Here is a 17,492-nt window from a genome sequence, read left to right on the forward strand (position 1 = left end):
TTCATGCCAGCCTTCTCCGCTTGGCCGGCTGCGCTTGCCAGACCAGCTCCGCCGGCCAAGCTATCCGTGGCGGAGCGGCCCACCGTGCACTAACTTTACCCTTGGACCACCTCGTGGGGGCCGATCACCTCGCGTACAGAAGTGCTTCGCACTCGTTGCGGTCGCGGGACTGCTCGCACGGCATTGGGGCGTCCAACCGGAGCAGTGGGGAAGCCCCCTTGCTGCGGTGCAGGCGGTCATGCGGGAGGCTTTAGGAAGCACCAACGTGCCCACCGACCCGCGCGCCCCGATCCTCTCTTATGTCGAGCGCCACCGCTCAGAGCTGATCGAGATTGCGAGCCTTGACCGCCCACTGACCAAAGCACAGTTCGAAGCTACGGTCGGATTCTGGGGACCGGATCATAATGGGATGGAGGTGCTGATCCCGGCCGCCCGTTTTCAGTCTGAGTTTGCAGGGCATGAGCTCTTGATGCGAGCGGTGCGCAATGCTGGCCACGCGCGCACAGAGGGTGGGCGCAAACCGAAGTTGACGATCAAAACCCCACGCACAATTTGCGCTGATGGACGTGTTTATTGTGTCCAACTTGGCCTATGATGGACTTCATCCCAGGCTCGTTGCAGGCATAGCACGCCGGCCAGCATAACTTAGGCGCTCGGCCCGACCGGAGCCCACGCCGTCAACTTTGGTAGATCGTTGGCCCCGCCCGGTGCGGCGCGGTCAGCAGGACATCTGAAGTTTAGGCCGTTCGCGTCAGCGCATCCGCCTTAGTGGCGTCGTTGGTCGCCCGCATCCGCTCGTCCGCGCCCGGCATGTGAGCCACGAGGTCGCCGATGCGCCCCACCGTTGCGCGCTCATGCTGGCGTGGCTGATGTCCGCGATGACGTGGCTCCGTGATGCCCCTCGAAGCCGCAGGCAGGGCCGCTGAGGCCGGAGGCGGGGCCGAGGGCAAGCTGTGGCGCGCCGGGCGGATCGGGCGGTGGCGCCCCGCCTACGGCATCATTCGAGAGCCGCGCCACATCGAGCAGCGGCTCTGACCACCTTCAATGACGCGCCATCGGAAACGGCTGCCTCGCTGATATCAGATTTCGTACATCAGACCCGGCTTAAACGCCACTTTCGAGGGCGTTCGCGCGAAGAGATCGGGGCGGTGGACCCGACCTGATGGACAGGCGACGCATCGGCGATTCATGCGGTCGTAGAGACGCTTCACCGCCGCACTTGCCGTCGTCGTGTGCAGAAAAGGAAACACCGCGTGCACGAAGGCAGCCATCGCCGCTCCGAGCAGCGGTACGGCATAGCTCAGGGAAGCGCGCATATGCTCTGGATAGGTCTCGCCGAGCGAGGAAGGATGATCGGTGAAAAGGTGCCTGATCGTCATGGGGTGTCTCCCTGTCAGTGCGCCATCCTGCAGAACGTACCCCAGCGAGAACTGGGCCAACGTGGTTAACGGGGCATGAAGCTGAGGGTCACAGCGTCGGCGCAGACGAGCCTGCACCTCTTCGCGGTATCATGATTGGGAACTTCGCCCGCTCCCTGGCTTCGCGAAGTTGCTAACCCTCCGAACTTACGCCCCCGCCGCCAGGAGGGAGCGATCCGCGTTAGCTTGAGTGTAAGAATTGGATCGGCCGCGCTGTGGCTTGCGCTTTCCCGCGTACTGCTCCAGGTAGAACAGAACGCGAACCGATGCATTCTCAGATGCTGCTGAGGGGATCTGCACCGCATGGCCCGCTATCGCTTTCACGCGACCAATGGCGTCGCTTTCGTCCTCGACTCGGTTGGTCGGGATGTTCGCCGTCCCGAGCGACTGACGCGCCGCGCGTTCGAGGTAGCGCAGAGCGTCATGAATGAACTCGACGATCAGGAAAATTGGGCGGAGTGGAGCGTCAGCGTCCATGACCTCAGCGGCCGACGTGTGTTGGTTCAGCCCTTCGTGACACGCGCCGAGAGAGCGGCGCAGGCTGCCTGAGATCTTGCAAGGAAGCCATGTCTCCTCAGCCGAGCGGCCGCACGCTTTTCTTCTTCGAGAAGCCCTCGGCGATGCGGCAGCTTCAGCGGTTCTTCCGCTCGCCGAGCACGGTCAGCGTCGCTGCCGAAGGACACCTGCTGACCGCCGAGGAACCCGGCAGCATACGGCCTGAGTGGAAGCCCTGGCGCTTCGAGGCACTCCCCATCGTGCTCGACACGATCCCGGTCGCCGCCGGTCAGAATCGCTCCGGCCAATCGCATGCCCCCAAGCTCGCTGCGATCCGGCAGGCGTTGCAAGGCGTCGAGCGCGTTATCATCGCCACAGATCCCGGTCGCGAGGGCTCGATGATCGCCTGGGAGGTGCTGGAGCACCTTGGCTGGTCTGGGCGCGTGGATCGGCTAAAGCTCGGTGCCCTCGATGATGTATCGATCCGGCGTGCGTTCGCTTCCCTGGCTCGGGAGACCACGTCAGGGGACCTGGATTACGCGGCCTATCTGGAAGCACTCTGCCGCCAGTATGAGGATTACCATCTCGGCCTGAATGGGACCCGCGCGATCTCACTTCGCCTTCGGCCCCCGGCTTTTCGCGAGCCTTGGCGCTTCGGGGGTGTGCAGACACCAACGCTGGCAATCCTGGCTGATCTCGAGGAACGCATTCGCTCATTCGTCCCACACGACTTCTTCAAGGTCGCCCTGCACCTGCGCATGCCATCCGGTGCCGCTCTGACCCTGTGGCATGCACCGAAGGAGCGCATCCTCGACCCCGCCGTTGCCGAGACAATCCGGGAGGCAGCGGCAGGCTGGTCAGGCCCGCTTGCCGTCGAGCAGAAGGACGTGCGGCGTAGCCCGCCGCGTTTGTTCTCGAAGGACACGCTCGCCCGCCGCTGCGCCAAGCGATTCGGCTGGGACCCGCAGCACACGGCCGGCCTTGCCCAGGAGCTCTACGACCAGGGCTACCTGAGTTACCCGCGCACCGAATCCGAGTACCTGCCGGAGGGACAGATCGGCGATGCCCCTGCGATTATGTTGGCTCTTTTCGAAGTGCTGCCCGAGCTGCGGCCACTCATTCCGGCTGACGGTAAGCCCGTGCTGCGGCGCGGCACGAAGGGCCACTACGTCAAGGATCCGGGTGAGCACCATGCCATCGTACCCCTGCGCAGAGTGCCCGAGCGCGGCCGCCTCACAGCCGACCAGTTCCGACTTTGGGAGCTCATCGCCAAAGCGTACCTCGCCGCGCACCTGCCCGACGGCATCGACGCACGCACCCTTATCTCAGCCCAGGTCCTTACGCCGGTAGGCGCTAAGCCGTTCTCGGTCAGCGGCAGCATGGTGCGCGAGCCGGGCTGGCGGGCCATCTACGGAAGCGAGGCTGAGATCGAGCCTGACCTCATACCGGGCAAGGCCAAGCGCGAGCAGGAACCCGCCGTTACGCGGCTGCCGACTGTCCGTGATGGCGAGGACGGGACCGCGACGGGCGCGAAGGTCGTTACGGCTGTGACCGAGCCGCCCCGGCGCATCACGCGCGGCGAGTTGCCCGTGGTGATGGGCCGCCTCATCGACCAAGTCGAAGATCCCGTAGTGAAGCGAGCGCTGGAGAACCCAGTCAACCCGAACGAGCCAAAGGGGCTTGGTACGGCGGCAACGCGCGACACGATCCTGCCCAAGCTTCTCAAGAGTTGCTACATCGCGCTCGGCACCGGCAAAGACCCAGCCATTGAGGTCACCGAAATTGGACGCGCCTTCATCGGGGCTGTCAGGCAGGTGTTTCCCGCCTACGGCGATCCCGTCGGTCGAGCCGTGTTCGAGGCGGAGCTCGCCGAGATTGGCCGGGCCGCTACCCGCGCTGAAGCTGTGCAGCGTGCAGAAGCCTTCCGGCAGCGTACCCGCGTTCGATTGGACGAGTTGATCGGGGCGATCTCGGGCGCGGGCGTGATCCAGCTTGATCCGAGCCTAATCCCAAAGGTCCAAGACGACGACCGCGCACCAACACCTGCCATGGTGGCGTTCGCGGTCTCGCTGGCCGAGCGCAAGGGCGTGCGGCTGCCGCGCGGCTGCAAGAGCAGCAGCAGCGCGTGCCGCACCTTCCTCGACACCCACGCGGGCGCCCGTGCGCCGCAGGCGGAACAGGGAAGCGGGCTCGGCGCATCTCGTACACCGAGCGACGCGATGGTGCGCTATGCCCGTAGCTTGGCCGAACGACAGGGCATAGTCTGCCCGCCCGATGTCGAGACCGACTTCGACGCCTGCCGCCGCTTCCTTGATTCTCGTGCACCTGAAACCCGGCACCCCGTGACCGAGACACGGGGCTCGGTGCGGTTGGCTAAGGGGTCGGCAGACAAGCCAGGCCAGCGCGTCTCGTCGGCAGGTGTCGCACGGAAGCCAAAAGTTCGTCGCAGAGCCTGACGTGCCCGGCGTACCGCCGGTGTGATACGCCCTCCGGATGAGCTTTGACCCCACCCAGAACGCCGACGCATTCGTCAATCATGCCGAGACGATCCTAACAGGCGCTGATCAGCGCCGGCACATCCAGCTTCTTACTGAGTGCAACGGATCGTTCGGCCTCACCGACGCCTACCGAGTGACCGCCAAGGTCCGGCGCTTGCGCGAGTTACGAGGCCAGCGTGTGATCGGCCGAAAGATCGGCTTCACCAACACGACGATCTGGGCCGAGTACAACATCAATGCGCCAATCTGGGGTTACGTCTACGACACCACTCGGCACAGCCTCGCTCACATCTCAGGCCCGGTCACGCTCGCTCCTTTCGTTGAGCCACGTATCGAGCCAGAAATCGTGTTCGGGCTTGCCCGAGCTCCCGAGGCGGGGATGGATGAGCGGGCATTGATCGCCTGCGTCGGATGGGTCGCGCTCGGTTTTGAAGTGGTGCAATCGCTCTTTCCCGACTGGCGATTTCGCGCACCTGATACTGTTGCGGCGTTCGGCCTACATGGTGCTCTCTATGTCGGAGAGCCCGCACCGGTGACGCCCGAGACGGAGGCAGGATGGTTGGGCGCGCTCTGCCGCTTCGACGTCCAGCTTCACCGCGACGGGGAAATCATCGAAACCGGTCGCGCATCAAACGTCCTTCAGGGCGGCCCCTTGGCGGCGCTACGACACTTGGTCGAGGTGCTGGCAGATGATCCCAGCAGCCCACCGCTTGCGGCAGGTGAGGTCATCACAACGGGCACCCTGACGAACGCTTATCCGATCAACGCCGGGGAGACGTGGAGTACGGCCCTTTCAGGTCTGCCGCTCGTAGACATTCGGCTCGCATTCTGAGACCAAGCCGTAGAGCAATATCAGGCGGCTTTCACGACCGGGATGTCGCCGCGTCCGAGCTCCGGTTCAAGCTCGCAACAGCAAATGATCGGCCGTGGGTCTGCTCATCTTGTGAGCCGAGCGGCCCCTTGCCGCTCAGGCATCGAAGGTCCAGCGTGCGCTGATACAGCGAACAAACCATGGCAGGTCGGGGCGCCTGATGGATTACGCGATCATCGCCGCCATTGCGGTCGTCCTGCTGACGCTCGTCCTCAAGACGCTCGGCATCAACCAGGAGTACGAGCGGGCGGTCCTTTTCCGCCTCGGACGGCTAGGGACCACGAAGGGGCCGGGCTGGTACTGGCTGATCCCGTTCATCGACCGCGTCGTGAAGGTCGATATCCGAACGATCACGGTTCAGCTTGAGACGCAGGAGACGATCACCCGCGATGGCGTCGCCGTCAAAGTGAACGCCGTGCTCTGGTATCGCGCTGTCGATCCCGCCCGCGTCGTCACGGCCGTCGAGAACTGGCGTTCGGCGATCATCCAAGCGGCCGAGACCGGTATGCGCGACGCCATCGGCCAAAGCGACCTCGACCAGATGTTGAAGGACCGCATCGCGATCAACAAGCGCCTGCTGGAGCTTCTCGCGACGGCCGCCGGGCGCTGGGGCATCGAGATCGACGCTGTCGAGATCAAGGACGTGGATATTCCCGAGCAGATGCAGCGCGCGATTGCACGTGAAGCCGAGGCCATCCGCGAGAAGCGGGCGCGCATCATCAAGGCCGAGGGTGAGAACGAAGCGGCGCAGAAGCTGGCCGAGGCGGCAACGATGATCGCGACCGCGCCGGGCGCGCTGGAATTACGGCGGCTTCAAACCCTGACGGAGATCGGCGTCGAGCATAACAGCACGATCATAGCGATGCTGCCGGTCGAGCTTCTCCATGCCGCAGCGAAGATCGCTGGCTTGCCGAAGGGAGCGGCCGACTGAGCGACTGCATCGCAGCGGCTAACTGATGACTCCGCTTCCGCCGCTAGATGGCACGGGTCCAGCATGTCCCCGTCACGCCCGTACTAAGTTGAAGCGACCGCCGGTCCAACCTTGCCGCAAGCGTAGCAAAAACGCTCGAAGGTGCTTTTCCGATGGTCGCAGGCTGGGCATCGCTCGTAGACGCCGATACCGCAGTGCGGACAGAAGTTGGCAGTTGGATTGGCTAGGTCGATGGGCCGCTCGCAGCCCGGACAGACCTTCTTGGCCAGTCGCTGTAGGGCTTGATCCGTCGCGATCTCGGTTCGCCGCTCTTCATTAGGTCGAAGCTCGGCCGCTTTCTGGCGCTCGTTGTAGGCGTGGAGCGCGTTGATGGCCGCCCGTCCGAAGATCAGCGTTGCGAACGCGCCGACGCCGTACTGCACGTAGCCGCCATAGCTCGGTAGGTAGGGGACCAACTCGACGAAGAAGGCGAAGGCCGCCGCCAGCGCGAAGCCCCAGACAAACGGCCAGTTGCGCGTGTGCCGGCGCTTCAGCAGAAGCCATCCGGCAAGCACTAGGAGCGGTAGGGTCAGGGCGAGGCGATACCCGAACACCCGAAGTTCCTGCCCACGCTCGGCCGCGTCAAGCTTCTCTTGCGCCTCGGCTCGCAGGTCAGCATCGACACTCGCCTGTGCCGCCTCACGTTCGGAGAGATCGAGCCCCGCCTTCGCCAGCGCCTCCAACCGCTCCTCGACCGTGCGTTCGGCAGCCTTCAGGGCATCGAGCCGTTCGGTGCGGGCAATTAGCCCTGGATCCTGATCGACGCGCTTGGTGGCGTCGCGGGTCTTGAGCCAGTTCGCGAAGGTTTCGCGCGCCGCCTCGGAGGCCGAGCGGGCAGCATCAAGGGCAAGCTGCGTCTGCTCCGCCTGTCGCCGGTTGTCGTCCTGCTCACGGCGGATCTGCTTCAAGGCGACGGTCGCGGCACCTGACCGGTCGCCGTCGAGGAACTGTTCCAGAGTGTAGCGATGCTCAACCTCTGGCAGGTCGCCAACGACGAGCGAGCCGAGGCCGATCAGGAAGCCGGCGAAGGCCAGTGCGACGACCCAGAGGACGAGGTTGAACCAGCGTTCGGATAGTCTGGACCCAGATCGCAATGGCTTGCCTCCTCATCAATGAGTCGGTGTCGCTCATCGAAGTCTCGACAACTACCCTGAACCGAGAGCGAACCCTGTCGCAAAAGCAGCCTGACTTGAATTAAGAATAAAATCCTTATATGTTCGACGTGCCGCACCCTGCGGCTTCACCCGACGAGGTGCCCGATGAGCCCGAGCCGCCGCCGATTGCGACCCCAGTCGCCGACGCCGCAGCCCGTCTCTCGACTAGGTGCCTCACACCTTTCCAGCCAAAAGGCGGCCCGCTCGGGTCGCCTTCTTCGTTTACAGGACCCAGAACTGATGCAAACCGCCCTCATGCTGCCCACCCCCGGTCCGGTGCTGGCTTCAATTGCGCCGCTGCCCAGTGTACGAACGAAGATAGCCCCGACGAAGCCTGTCACTGGCAAGGAGCCGGCATCGTCCACCGACCCGGCGACGCTGATGCTGTTCGGCCTGGACAAGCGTGGCAAGGCACACGGTGCCCGCTTCATCGGGAGCAAGGCGGCGGTCGAGCAGGCGGCCGACTTGATGGATTTCTTCCTTGTCACCGCCGACACCGACGCCCTACGCGGCCTTGCCGCGAAGCTCACTTTGGGGAAGCTGTTCGGCTCGGGCAAAGCGCTCGTGCCGTTCTGCAGCGGAGCGATCTATGACCAGTTGCTGGCTGCGACCGGCACCCCTGACACCTCAAGCCCCGTTAAAGCCGCTGGCAAGGCCGCTGAGGCCGGAGGCGGGGCTGGGCGCAACCCGAGTGGCGCGGCGGGCGGATCGGGCGCTGGCGACCCGCCTGCGACGCGCATTGGTGCGAAGGCTCCAAGTGATCACTCGCAGATCGGACTCGGGTCCCTGGTGCTCGCCGATGATGAGGAGGGGGGCTACTACGCCGCCCAGGTCGTCCTGACCAAGGCCGATGATCACTTCGTCCTTCAATGGGCCGACTATCCCGACCTACCGCAGTTCAGCCGGTCGCGCAGAGCGCTTGCCCTGCTCCACCCTGAAGCCGCCGCTGAGCTGGCGTAACCGCTATGGCGGGCGTCGCCGCCCTCACCGATGCGGCGCGGGTGCGCGCCCTCAACGATGCCTTCCGCCGAAGCCTCACTGGTGGCAGGGTCGTTGTGACCGTTGGGGTGGCGGCGCTGCCCGAGACCACTCACGCCGCCGTGCTGTCGGCGGTGCGGGCCTTCGACCGCTTCGACCCGACCGACGATTCGCACGGCGAGCAAGATTTTGGTGCGGTCGCGGCGGCGGGCATGCGCTGCTTTTGGAAGATCGATTGCTACGATCACGACCTTAGCTTCGCCCCACCCGATCCAGCTGACCCAACAGTGACGACCCCCATTCTCACCGTCATGCCGGTCGAGGAGTACTGAGGTGATCCGGCCAGTACTCTCGACGGTCTGGGTGCTCATGTCGGTTGATCCGTTGTCATGAGGAAAAGCAGACGGGCGGGTACCGAGCCAACTCAGTCGTGCGAGACGACATCCTCATGCCCGAGAAGCGGACGTAAGCCCCCGCTCATGTGGAAGACAAGAAATCGCCGAAAGCCATTTGGCTGGGTTAGTAGCGCGATGTGCCAAAACGGACACGCATGCATCGCCCCAACCACCATCCGAGACGCACGTTCTGCCGACGTTTGAACAGCCGACGCGGGCTACCAACAGAGCTGCATCCGTTTTCGCCAGCGGAACTGCAACCTCGACGTGCCACACCAACCAGTCGATCTGATGGTCGCTACGCATGAGAGCTTGGGCGAGCCGCTCGGCGTGTAGACGCATCAGCGCTGCTTACGGCAGGGGATTACCCCTCAGATTGTGGACAATCTTCAGGCAGCCTCCCGCTCCTCGGGTTTGAGGACCGCCCTGGCGAGAGCGTCCACCATCGAGCGTTCGAGCTTGTCACCCATGCTGTAGAGGATACCGAAGGCTTCCTCGGGGCTCTTGGCGGCCTTGTACGGGCGCTTCTCGATGAGGGCCGCGTAGATGTCACAGATCGTCATGAGACGTACGGGATCGGCTATCCCGTCGCCGCGCAGCCGGTCAGGATAGCCGGTGCCGTCGAGCATCTCATGGTGGTGGAGGGCCGTGTTGAGCGTGAGTTCGTCCGTCACGCCGCCGCGGACGAGGATGTCATGGCCGATCTTGGCATGGGTTCGCATCACGGCCCATTCGCCGTCGTCGAGCTTGCCTGGCTTGTTCAGGATCTTCAGCGGGATGCGCCCCTTACCGAGGTCGTGCATCAGTGCGGCGCGAATAAAGCGCTGCTGGTCGGCCTTCGGGAAGTGCAGGTTCATCGCCACGGCGGCGGCCAGTCCCGCGACCTGGAGGGAATGCTGGTAGGTGGTGTCGTCGTGGACCCAGACGCTGTCGAGCCAGCGTGCGAGGCCACCATGCCGAATGGCGTTGATGACGGGATCGACGCCTGCATCGACGGTCGGTAGGTCGATGGCGCCGCCCGCATCGACGACTTTCAGGATGGCGCCCACCGCCAAGCCAGACTTGGCGAGCCCGCGGTTGACGATCCGATCTACGATGCTTTGATCGGGATGCGTCGTGTTCACGACCGCCGCCGCGAGTTTGCGCGGCGGCGTTGCCGCCGAGAGGCAGATCTTGGCGCCGACGGCCTTGGCGCGCATGAAGTTATTCTCGCCTTCGCTGCCGTCGACCTTGCGCAGCATGCTCATGAGCGGCGCCTCGCGCATGCCCTTGTTGCGCAGGATTTGACGTAGGGACTTGACTGAGGCCTCACGATTGAAGGCGATGTCCGTAACAACGCCCTCGCAGACGTCCCCTGAGAGGTCGCCGTGATCCTGGTTGTAGAAATCTGGCCCTGTCACGCGGACGTCCATGGCGATCCCAAGGGCCTCGGCAACTGCCTCGCCGCGGTCTAGTCGGTCCGTCACGAGCAGGATGTAGCCTTCCTTCGTCTCGATCACCGGTTGCCCCATCACAGCACCACATGTTCGTTGAAAGTGATCGGGCTGAAGGGGAGTTTGAACTGAACGGCGATCCCATCCGCGGTTTGTCGTACAACCGTAGCGAACCGCTTCCCCACCGTGACGGCCGACCCAAGATCAGGGCGTTCGCTCGTAGCGAGTGCTGCGCCAGACATCGAAAGATCAAGGATCTCAGCAACAATCGTCTGGCTGTTCGGAAGCCTTACGTTGACAGCCCTCTGAGCCGGTACGATCCGAGGATTACTTCGCTGGTCGGTCGTGTCGCCGGCACGGGCACGGAGCCACGTCAGTCGATCCTCAATCCTGGTCTGACGCTCTCCACTTGCTTCGACAAGCATCGTGAAACCGGCGGGGCTCACCTCACCAATCAGCCCAGGCACAACCCCGACTGCGTCAAGGTAGCAAGTCGCCTTCATACCACGCCGAACCGGAAGCATTCCGCCGCGTCTTATTATCTCGAAGACTGAGCTTGGTGAGATCCGGGCAACGCAGAGTGCTTCGATGCCGTTCTCTAAGAGAAATCTTCCTTGAGTCTCAATCATTGAGGCTACAGCACGCAACTAGATTACTATCTGCTCCCTATATAGCAGGCTATAGGTTTACAAACTATCTCAGGTTGAGAAAAATGCAAAATTCGCTAGGGAGCCAACCTTATTGTGGTGCCGGCATGGTGACCGTGACCGCGACGGCTCCGGAACTGGCGGGATGCAACGGCGGCAACTGACTGGCCCCGGCGTTCTCTAGCGAAGTGCGAGGCCAAGTTCCTCAGCGCTTGATCAGCGTGGGAGCGTTGTTCCCTTATGCGGAGGGCCGCCGCAGCCGCCACGTTGGGCGTTCGTCATTGAGGGTCGACTCCGGCTTCTTGGATTACCGAGATGGCGCGAAGCAGTCGACATCTCTATTTCGCGCGAAGGTCTGCTTCCTCAATCAAACGTCCCTAAAGCAGACCAGCAAAAATCCACCCAGGCCGGATGTTGAGCAGGTTAGTAGGTCCCGGGCTGCCACCAGCACATACGCTGCTAGAGGGGCTCCGTAAGGGGGCATTCGGTCTCGACCCTCTCGTGAGTACCGCGAAGGAGCGTGCCGATACCATCCCGAACGCTTTGCATGACGGGGTTGTAGACGATCATGCCGAGATCTGGACGGCCGTCCACGGAGAAGGCCGAGAACTCCAGCTCGATGAAGCCCAGGATCGGATGCCGGAGCCGCTTGATCCCGTCTGTGTGCGCCCGGACGTCGTTCTCCTGCCACAGGGCTGCGAACTCCGGGCTGGTGCGACTGAGTTCCTCTGCCAGTGCGTTGACCTCGGATGCGGCGCCCGCCCGCACCGCATCAGCCCGGAACGCGCCGACGACATAGCGGGCGACGCTAAGCCAATCATGTTGAGCTGCCCGCACACGTGGGTCGCCGAACATGCGGCGCAGGATGTTGCGCTCGCTGGGAGGGACCGTGTCCCAGTCGGTCAGCACCACGGCGGCGGCGCGGTTCCAGGCCACCACGTCCCAGGTCGCCGTCTTGATCAGCGCGGGGCTGACCTCCAGCGTATCGAGCAAACGCTGCAGGCGCGGGGTGATCCCTTCCTTCGGCGTGTAGCGGACCTCGGGAGGACGCCCAAGGGCGAGCATGAACACGTGCTCGCGCTCTGGCTCGGTCAGCATCAACCCGACCGCGATGCGGTTCAGGACGTCGGCCGAGGGCGCTCCGCCACGTCCCTGCTCCAGCCAAGTGTACCAGGTGGCGCTGATGTTCGAGCGCTGGGCGACCTCTTCCCGGCGCAGGCCGGGCGTGCGCCGGCGGCCGGAGAACCCGAGCGCGGCAGGATCAAGCCTGGTCCGCCTGTCTCGCAGGTATGCTCCGAGCGAGGTTTCCGAGCTGGCAAGCATGGCGATCCTGTTAGTCGGTATACCGGGATACGGTCACTACTTTAACGGGATCGACGTTGTGGGGATAGTTGGCGTCTGGACTCAATCGGACCGCTTCCAATGCTCATCTTCCTGACCGGCGCCACCGGCTTCATCGGCTCGGCCATCGTCCCCGAACTCCTCTCCGCGGGCCATCGAGTCCTGGGGATGACACGGTCAGAGGCTGGGGCGCGGGCCCTTGCCGAAGCCGGCGTAGAACCGTTCCTCGGCAACCTGGAGGACGTCGACAGCCTCCGTCGCGGTGCCACCATGGCGGACGGGGTCATCCACACCGCCTTCGACCACGACTTCTCCGACTTCGTCGCCAACTGCGAGAAGGACCGGCGCGCCATCGCGGCCCTGGGCTCGGCGCTCAAGGGGTCCGACCGCCCCCTCCTGATCACCTCCGGGGTCGGCCTCGGTTCCCCGGCCCCGGGACAGGCGGCACGCGAGGACGTCTTCAACGCCGAGTACCCGAACCCCCGCGTGGCCTCGGAACTCGCGGGGGCAAAACTCCTGGACGAGGGCGTGAACGTCTCGGTGATGCGCCTCCCGCAGGTCCACGACACGGTCAAGCAGGGGCTCGTGACCTACCTTGTCGATCTCGCGCGCGCCAAGGGCGTATCAGCCTATGTCGGGGACGGAGCGAACCGCTGGGCGGCAGGTCCCGTCCTCGACGTCGCGCGCCTCTATCGCCTCGCGGTGGAAAAGCCGGAGGCGGGTGCTCGCTACCACGCGGTCGCCGAGGAGGGTGTCAGCGCCCGCGACATCGCGGAGGTCGTCGGCCGCGGCCTGAAGGCGCCGGTATCTGCCATCTCGTCGGAGGAGATGGCCGGACACTTCGGGTGGCTCGGCCTGTTCGCCGGACACGACATGTCAGCGTCCAGTGTCTGGACGCAGGATCGGCTCGGCTGGCGTCCGACCGGACCGGGCCTGCTGGCCGACCTTGAGCGGATGGACTACTCCCGTGCCTCGTCTTGAGAAGGTGGACGACGCTTGAGAACGGCCTCTTCGACGCCTTCACCTGTCGACCGCAGAAAGTCGCGAACCCATCCGACCTAAACGTAGAGCAAACGGACGGGTCCCGACCCGAGCCAGACGTAGAACGAGTTCAGGGCTCTTTTCATAAGCGGACGTGCCGGGCGCAGGCGGACGGACGCTCAGCGAACCCGCCCCGCCTTGATGAGCGTCCGCGCTGGTGCGTCTTCCATCATCGACCGCCTGTCAGCCGATGATTGTCAGGGGTCGCGAGCGTAATGGCGACCGGCGGCCGGTCGCAGTCCTGTCAAGGCAGGCGACGGTAGACGCCGGCGAATACCGTGCCGCCGGGCAGTTCGCAGGTGCCGGACTGGGTGACCTCCCAACGGTCCGCATTCAGCGGCGCAAAGGCCAGCCTGCAGGGGCCATCGGAGAAGGTGGCGCGCCCTTCCCGGAGGTCCAACAAGGCGTCAGTCCCGATGGCGAACACATCGCCCGCCTCCTCGCCGCCGGCCCCGATGTACGTCGACGACAGGGACACGCTGGCGAAGCCGTGGACCGGCCCCACGACGTTGAGGGTCGCGTGGTTGCCCTTGGGCTCCTCGCTGAAGAAGTCCGTGCCGACGATGGTCCCTACCTCGGACCGTTGTAGTTCGGCGTTCCGCCTGTCGTAGGCCTCGGCCAGGCAGACTGAGGCGTTGCAGATCTGAGCGGTCCTCAGCCACTTTCGCTGCCGCGCCTCGACCCCATCGCGCTTGCCGGCCTTAAGGGCGGCCGCGTAAAGCCTCGCCATGATCTCGTCCCGGGCACCGAGGGCGGCATCCCCGCAGACGAGGCGCTCCATTCCAGTCGACGCCTTGGCGCAGTCAAAGCTTGCCGCGTAGGCAGCCGGCGCCACGATAGCGAATGCCGCGGATGCCCCGAGGTAGGTCGCCGAGTGCCGCAAGACGCTTACCGCTCGCATGACATGTCCCCGCCCGGGCAAGCCAACTGGTCCGTCAGGTCGTGGGTCCGGCGCTCGGTCATGGCGGTCTCGCATTCCCCGATGAGCATGGGCATGATCGAGCCGTTCCTATCGGGGTGCTCAGCGTCGTAGCCGGTCTCAAGCTGGCATTCGAGGTCGCGGAAGCGCCGCCATGCCTTCTGCGCAAGGTCGAGGTTGCGCCGCCCGTTCGGGTCGAGCTTGGCCTGAAGGGCATCCTGTACCTTCGCGAGGCCGACCTCAGCATCGTCCAACTTGCGCTTAGCGCATAGCGTCCCCTCGATCTGGTTCGGGGCGTCCGCGCAGAGCGTCGGCACCTCCGCCGCCGCCGCCGTCGACCAGAGCATCAGGACAGCGAGGCATGCCTGCTTCATTGCGAGGCTCCTTGCGGACAGAACCATCATCGCGGCCGTGCCCGAGACTTTGCCGGTGGTAACATGGCGGGCTAACGTCGCCCAAGAACACACCTTGGGAGGCTACGACGCCGAACCGAGCCACGACAGACCAACGCCGAGACCCGGTCGTGCGGGTGCTCGGCGGCTACCTCGCCGCCGTGGCGGCGGCGATAACGGTCTTGATGCTGGTGGGAGCGTCCGCCGCGCTGGTCGAGCCTTCACCCCCAACCGTCGCCGAGCCAGTGTTCCCATCCGACTGGGGCTCGGTCGCAATCACTTTCGTCATGGCCACGTTGTTCGTGACGGTCTTCGCGATGCCGGGCTTCCTCTTGTGCCTGGCCGTCTCGGTCCGGTTGGGCCTGCGCCACCCGGCCATCCACATGGCCTGCGGTGCCGCCATCGGTCTCGTCCTGGGGCGCCTGTTGCCCGTCACGGTCGATCACCTGGTGCAAGCCGCGGTCGCCGGGGCGGTGGGCGGGGCGGTCTACTGGCAGCTCGCCGTCAGAGGCGTTGCCGGTCAACGTTGAATGAGCTGGCCGGCAGGTCGGGCGATGGCGACAAGCCGGATCACTTCACCGTGAGCCCCTTCTGGCTGAGACCGTCGCTAGGCTGGCGCGAGAGATGGCGCCGCGGCAGGATCGACTTCTGTGCCTTCCGGCAGTCCTTGCTGCCCGCAACGGGGGAGAGGAACCGATGAAGAGAATCATCGCTCTGCTCGTCATCGTGGGAGCCGCCGCGACTGCGGTCCTCCATTTTACCTACCCGGCCGCAGCCACCGCGGGTTGCCCGTCCTGCTACGGTTTCACCGATCTGGGCGACGGCGTTTACGTCGAGGGTGACATGTCTCCGGACCGTCGCGCCGCTGCCAAGGCGACAATCGAGACGGCGCGCGCCCGGGTACGTGAGTTCTACGGCGACCTGCGGTCGTCCCCCCGCGTGCTGCTCTGCGCGACCGAGGCCTGTTACCGGCCCCTCGGCGGCGGTTCGCGCGGCGTCACCCTGCTCGACCGAGCGCTGATCCTGTCACCCCGGGGGGCCGATACCGTTATCGCGGCCCATGAGCTGGCTCACGCCGAACTCCATAGGCGGATCGGCCTTAGGGCAACGCTCGCGCGCACCGTGCCGCAATGGTTCGACGAGGGGCTTGCCGTGGTCGTGTCCGACGATCCACGCTACCTCGCACCAGGCGCGGAGCGCTGTCTTGTGGAACCAGGCAGCGACCTGCCGACCGCGCGTGCGGCCTGGATAGAGACAGCAGAGAGCGCGGGCCTCTACGCCAGGGCCGCCTGCAAAGTCAGCCGGTGGCTCGACGCACACGGTGGCGCAGCGGGCATCCTGCGCCTCGCGGCGAGCGGGTCTTTCGAGGAGATCACCGCTAGCACGGGGTCGTAGTCTGCCGAGAGCGAGCGGCCGTCTTGGCGTTAAAACCGACCTCGGTTAGCCTGGCGCCAGGCCGATGCTGCCTGCCGCTCGCCCCGGGAACGGGATGGTGAATGCATCGCGGACGACCACCCCCACCGGATCCCTGACCGGCGACGGGTCGGCAATGCGAGCACCGACGGACCGACGCCGGCTTGGGGAGAGTACCATGACGACCGTCGACCAGGCGAAGGCTATGGCCAAGCGGCTGCGCGCCGCGCTGTCCGCCCGGGACCTCGCCGTCTCGCACGCGACCACCCTCGAACTCGTCGCCGCCAGCCTCGGCCACGACGACTGGAACACCGCTTCCGCCGCCCTCGACCGCCCTGCGGAGAACGTGCCACGATTCCTGGAGGCGGTGCCGATCCTACGTATCTTCGACGAGGCCAAAGCGCGCGAGTTCTACTGCGGCTTCCTCGGCTTCGAGGCTGGGTTCGAGCACCGGTTCGAGCCAAGTCTGCCCCTATACATGGAGGTCGCCCGCGCCGGCTTGCGGCTGCACCTGTCCGAGCACCATGGCGATGCCAGCCCTGGCTCGACGGTGTTCGTGCCAATGCGGGGTGTCCATGCCTATCACCGCCAACTGACCAACAAGCGCTACGGCTATGCTCGGCCGGGCATCGAGCACGCACCCTGGGGCGACGTGCTGGAGGTGGCGGACCCGTTCGGGAACCGGCTGCGGTTCTGCGAGCGCCGCGCCGGGTGACTGGAGAACCGGTCGCTTCGATCAGTCACTGACTGAAAGGAAGAGGGCAGCGATGGGCGTCGACATCGAACACGTGAAGACGCTCATCGCGACGCTTGAGGCGGTGACCTCTGGCCCACACTTCCACAGGACCGCGTTCCGGACGCCGCGCAAGACATTCGCGACGCTGGATGAGGCCGCCCTCGACATCAACCTGATGTTCGACCCGGATCATCGCGATTTTTTCTGCGAGCTGGTGCCAGAGGCTTTCCGCCCGGTACCCGGCGGATGGGGGCGGATGGGGGCGACCAGATGCGATCTCTCTGCCGTCGATGAGGCGACCCTGCGCTCGGCTCTCGCAGCCGCCCATCGTCTGGCTGCCCCGAAGCCGCGGACGCGGCGCCGACGGGATGGCGGCGCGTGACGCCGTTGTCTCATCCCCGGAGGCCTTGGACGATATCATCCGTTGGGCAAACGCGAACTTGCAGGGGAAGAATGGTCCTGATGACATCGAAAGGAGCGTCAGATCGCAGCTCCCGTTGTCACTGGCGATGGTCAGGCAAGCATGCCCCCCATCAACCAGCACTTCGGACCCGCCACGGTCAGCATCACGAATGATCGTAAAATCCCCATTCTCGTAGGAACTCGTGATAGCGCCTCTGCACCGGCGTGAGCGGCGGAGCAAACACGGCATCCCGCCACATCAGTAAGCGCTCGGTGACGGCTGCCTTGTGCGGATAGGGTCTGGGTCTGGATACAGGGGATGGCGCGGGATGGCGCTGTATCGGCCCTGTGTCTGGACCTATGACGAACACGGCTCACATCGTCGTCGC

The 17,492-nt window shown here is 64.9% G+C and carries 20 protein-coding genes; 13 read left to right on the forward strand and 7 right to left on the reverse strand.

Annotated elements, in window-relative coordinates; genetic code table 11:
* Positions 1-226: 226 nt before the first annotated feature.
* On the forward strand, positions 227-595 hold the full coding sequence (locus FV222_RS04925) for a hypothetical protein (RefSeq protein WP_210248453.1): 369 nt from the start codon (positions 227-229) through the stop codon (positions 593-595).
* 299 nt (positions 596-894) lie between these two features.
* On the forward strand, positions 895-1,035 hold the full coding sequence (locus tag FV222_RS29345; RefSeq protein ID WP_187277222.1) for a hypothetical protein: 141 nt from the start codon (positions 895-897) through the stop codon (positions 1,033-1,035).
* 44 nt (positions 1,036-1,079) lie between these two features.
* Here the strand turns inward: FV222_RS29345 and FV222_RS04930 are convergent, their stop codons facing one another.
* The gene (locus tag FV222_RS04930; RefSeq protein ID WP_147813278.1) at positions 1,080-1,379 is read right to left on the reverse strand and encodes a DUF6356 family protein; all 300 of its coding nucleotides are present in this window, start codon (positions 1,377-1,379) and stop codon (positions 1,080-1,082) included.
* Positions 1,380-1,721: 342 nt separating this feature from the next.
* Here FV222_RS04930 and FV222_RS04935 point away from each other — a divergent pair, with 342 nt between their 5' ends.
* The 4 genes from FV222_RS04935 to FV222_RS04950 all read left to right on the forward strand — a co-directional run bounded on the left by FV222_RS04935 (position 1,722) and on the right by FV222_RS04950 (position 6,213).
* Entirely contained in the window at positions 1,722-1,967 is a 246-nt protein-coding gene (locus FV222_RS04935) for a hypothetical protein (protein WP_147813280.1), read from the forward strand.
* A gap of 17 nt (positions 1,968-1,984) precedes the next feature.
* Positions 1,985-4,369: a DNA topoisomerase gene (locus tag FV222_RS04940; protein ID WP_147813282.1), complete on the forward strand. Its 2,385-nt coding sequence runs from the start codon at positions 1,985-1,987 to the stop codon at positions 4,367-4,369.
* Positions 4,370-4,406: 37 nt separating this feature from the next.
* Positions 4,407-5,243, forward strand: a complete 837-nt coding sequence (locus FV222_RS04945) for a hydratase (protein WP_147813284.1) — start codon at positions 4,407-4,409, stop codon at positions 5,241-5,243.
* Between the two features lie 199 nt (positions 5,244-5,442).
* Entirely contained in the window at positions 5,443-6,213 is a 771-nt protein-coding gene (locus FV222_RS04950; RefSeq protein ID WP_147813286.1) for a slipin family protein, read from the forward strand.
* A gap of 83 nt (positions 6,214-6,296) precedes the next feature.
* Here FV222_RS04950 and FV222_RS04955 read toward each other — a convergent pair whose 3' ends face one another.
* Positions 6,297-7,346 carry a zinc ribbon domain-containing protein gene (locus tag FV222_RS04955; protein ID WP_147813288.1) on the reverse strand — a complete coding sequence of 350 codons (1,050 nt, stop codon included), beginning with the start codon at positions 7,344-7,346 and terminating at the stop codon, positions 6,297-6,299.
* Positions 7,347-7,646: 300 nt separating this feature from the next.
* On the opposite strand from FV222_RS04955, the gene FV222_RS04960 reads away from it, so the two are divergent.
* Both FV222_RS04960 and FV222_RS04965 read left to right on the forward strand, forming a co-directional pair.
* Positions 7,647-8,366, forward strand: coding sequence for a hypothetical protein (locus tag FV222_RS04960; protein WP_147813290.1), 720 nt, complete (start codon positions 7,647-7,649; stop codon positions 8,364-8,366).
* Positions 8,367-8,371: 5 nt separating this feature from the next.
* A complete protein-coding gene (locus FV222_RS04965; RefSeq protein WP_147813292.1) occupies positions 8,372-8,716 on the forward strand; it encodes a DUF3768 domain-containing protein in 345 nt (114 codons plus the stop codon).
* Positions 8,717-9,168: 452 nt separating this feature from the next.
* Here the strand turns inward: FV222_RS04965 and FV222_RS04970 are convergent, their stop codons facing one another.
* The 3 genes from FV222_RS04970 to FV222_RS04980 all read right to left on the reverse strand — a co-directional run bounded on the left by FV222_RS04970 (position 9,169) and on the right by FV222_RS04980 (position 12,182).
* The gene (locus tag FV222_RS04970; RefSeq protein ID WP_187277223.1) at positions 9,169-10,278 is read right to left on the reverse strand and encodes an HD domain-containing phosphohydrolase; all 1,110 of its coding nucleotides are present in this window, start codon (positions 10,276-10,278) and stop codon (positions 9,169-9,171) included.
* An 11-nt stretch (positions 10,279-10,289) separates the two neighbouring features.
* Entirely contained in the window at positions 10,290-10,859 is a 570-nt protein-coding gene (locus tag FV222_RS04975; protein WP_238273184.1) for a PilZ domain-containing protein, read from the reverse strand.
* Between the two features lie 459 nt (positions 10,860-11,318).
* The gene (locus tag FV222_RS04980) at positions 11,319-12,182 is read right to left on the reverse strand and encodes a helix-turn-helix transcriptional regulator (protein ID WP_147813295.1); all 864 of its coding nucleotides are present in this window, start codon (positions 12,180-12,182) and stop codon (positions 11,319-11,321) included.
* Between the two features lie 99 nt (positions 12,183-12,281).
* Here FV222_RS04980 and FV222_RS04985 point away from each other — a divergent pair, with 99 nt between their 5' ends.
* Positions 12,282-13,181, forward strand: coding sequence for an SDR family oxidoreductase (locus tag FV222_RS04985; RefSeq protein ID WP_147813297.1), 900 nt, complete (start codon positions 12,282-12,284; stop codon positions 13,179-13,181).
* A gap of 304 nt (positions 13,182-13,485) precedes the next feature.
* On the opposite strand, the gene FV222_RS04990 is transcribed toward FV222_RS04985, so the two are convergent.
* Both FV222_RS04990 and FV222_RS04995 read right to left on the reverse strand, forming a co-directional pair.
* Positions 13,486-14,022, reverse strand: coding sequence for a hypothetical protein (locus tag FV222_RS04990; RefSeq protein ID WP_147813299.1), 537 nt, complete (start codon positions 14,020-14,022; stop codon positions 13,486-13,488).
* Between the two features lie 107 nt (positions 14,023-14,129).
* On the reverse strand, positions 14,130-14,534 hold the full coding sequence (locus FV222_RS04995; RefSeq protein WP_187277224.1) for a lysozyme inhibitor LprI family protein: 405 nt from the start codon (positions 14,532-14,534) through the stop codon (positions 14,130-14,132).
* Positions 14,535-14,683: 149 nt separating this feature from the next.
* Here FV222_RS04995 and FV222_RS05000 point away from each other — a divergent pair, with 149 nt between their 5' ends.
* From FV222_RS05000 to FV222_RS05015, 4 genes are all read left to right on the forward strand, one after another.
* Positions 14,684-15,082: a hypothetical protein gene (locus FV222_RS05000; protein WP_147813303.1), complete on the forward strand. Its 399-nt coding sequence runs from the start codon at positions 14,684-14,686 to the stop codon at positions 15,080-15,082.
* A gap of 166 nt (positions 15,083-15,248) precedes the next feature.
* Complete coding sequence (locus FV222_RS05005; RefSeq protein WP_147813305.1) at positions 15,249-15,947, forward strand: hypothetical protein; 699 nt, start codon at positions 15,249-15,251, stop codon at positions 15,945-15,947.
* Between the two features lie 196 nt (positions 15,948-16,143).
* Complete coding sequence (locus FV222_RS05010) at positions 16,144-16,680, forward strand: glyoxalase superfamily protein (protein ID WP_147813307.1); 537 nt, start codon at positions 16,144-16,146, stop codon at positions 16,678-16,680.
* A gap of 52 nt (positions 16,681-16,732) precedes the next feature.
* The gene (locus tag FV222_RS05015; RefSeq protein WP_147813309.1) at positions 16,733-17,083 is read left to right on the forward strand and encodes an MmcQ/YjbR family DNA-binding protein; all 351 of its coding nucleotides are present in this window, start codon (positions 16,733-16,735) and stop codon (positions 17,081-17,083) included.
* Positions 17,084-17,492: the final 409 nt, after the last annotated feature.

Origin of the sequence: Methylobacterium sp. WL103, assembly GCF_008039885.1 — a bacterium.
GTDB lineage: Bacteria > Pseudomonadota > Alphaproteobacteria > Rhizobiales > Beijerinckiaceae > Methylobacterium > Methylobacterium cerastii.

Coding starts and splice junctions, on each gene's coding strand:
- FV222_RS05010 (WP_147813307.1), top strand. CDS start 16,144: ATGACGACCGTCGACCAGGCGAAGGCTATGGCCAAGCGGCTGCGCGCC.
- FV222_RS05015 (WP_147813309.1), top strand. CDS start 16,733: ATGGGCGTCGACATCGAACACGTGAAGACGCTCATCGCGACGCTTGAG.
- FV222_RS04990 (WP_147813299.1), bottom strand. CDS start 14,022: ATGGAGCGCCTCGTCTGCGGGGATGCCGCCCTCGGTGCCCGGGACGAG.
- FV222_RS05005 (WP_147813305.1), top strand. CDS start 15,249: ATGAAGAGAATCATCGCTCTGCTCGTCATCGTGGGAGCCGCCGCGACT.
- FV222_RS04950 (WP_147813286.1), top strand. CDS start 5,443: ATGGATTACGCGATCATCGCCGCCATTGCGGTCGTCCTGCTGACGCTC.
- FV222_RS04965 (WP_147813292.1), top strand. CDS start 8,372: ATGGCGGGCGTCGCCGCCCTCACCGATGCGGCGCGGGTGCGCGCCCTC.
- FV222_RS29345 (WP_187277222.1), top strand. CDS start 895: ATGCCCCTCGAAGCCGCAGGCAGGGCCGCTGAGGCCGGAGGCGGGGCC.
- FV222_RS04960 (WP_147813290.1), top strand. CDS start 7,647: ATGCAAACCGCCCTCATGCTGCCCACCCCCGGTCCGGTGCTGGCTTCA.
- FV222_RS04935 (WP_147813280.1), top strand. CDS start 1,722: ATGGCCCGCTATCGCTTTCACGCGACCAATGGCGTCGCTTTCGTCCTC.
- FV222_RS04985 (WP_147813297.1), top strand. CDS start 12,282: ATGCTCATCTTCCTGACCGGCGCCACCGGCTTCATCGGCTCGGCCATC.
- FV222_RS04930 (WP_147813278.1), bottom strand. CDS start 1,379: ATGACGATCAGGCACCTTTTCACCGATCATCCTTCCTCGCTCGGCGAG.
- FV222_RS04995 (WP_187277224.1), bottom strand. CDS start 14,534: ATGAAGCAGGCATGCCTCGCTGTCCTGATGCTCTGGTCGACGGCGGCG.
- FV222_RS04940 (WP_147813282.1), top strand. CDS start 1,985: ATGTCTCCTCAGCCGAGCGGCCGCACGCTTTTCTTCTTCGAGAAGCCC.
- FV222_RS04945 (WP_147813284.1), top strand. CDS start 4,407: ATGAGCTTTGACCCCACCCAGAACGCCGACGCATTCGTCAATCATGCC.
- FV222_RS04980 (WP_147813295.1), bottom strand. CDS start 12,182: ATGCTTGCCAGCTCGGAAACCTCGCTCGGAGCATACCTGCGAGACAGG.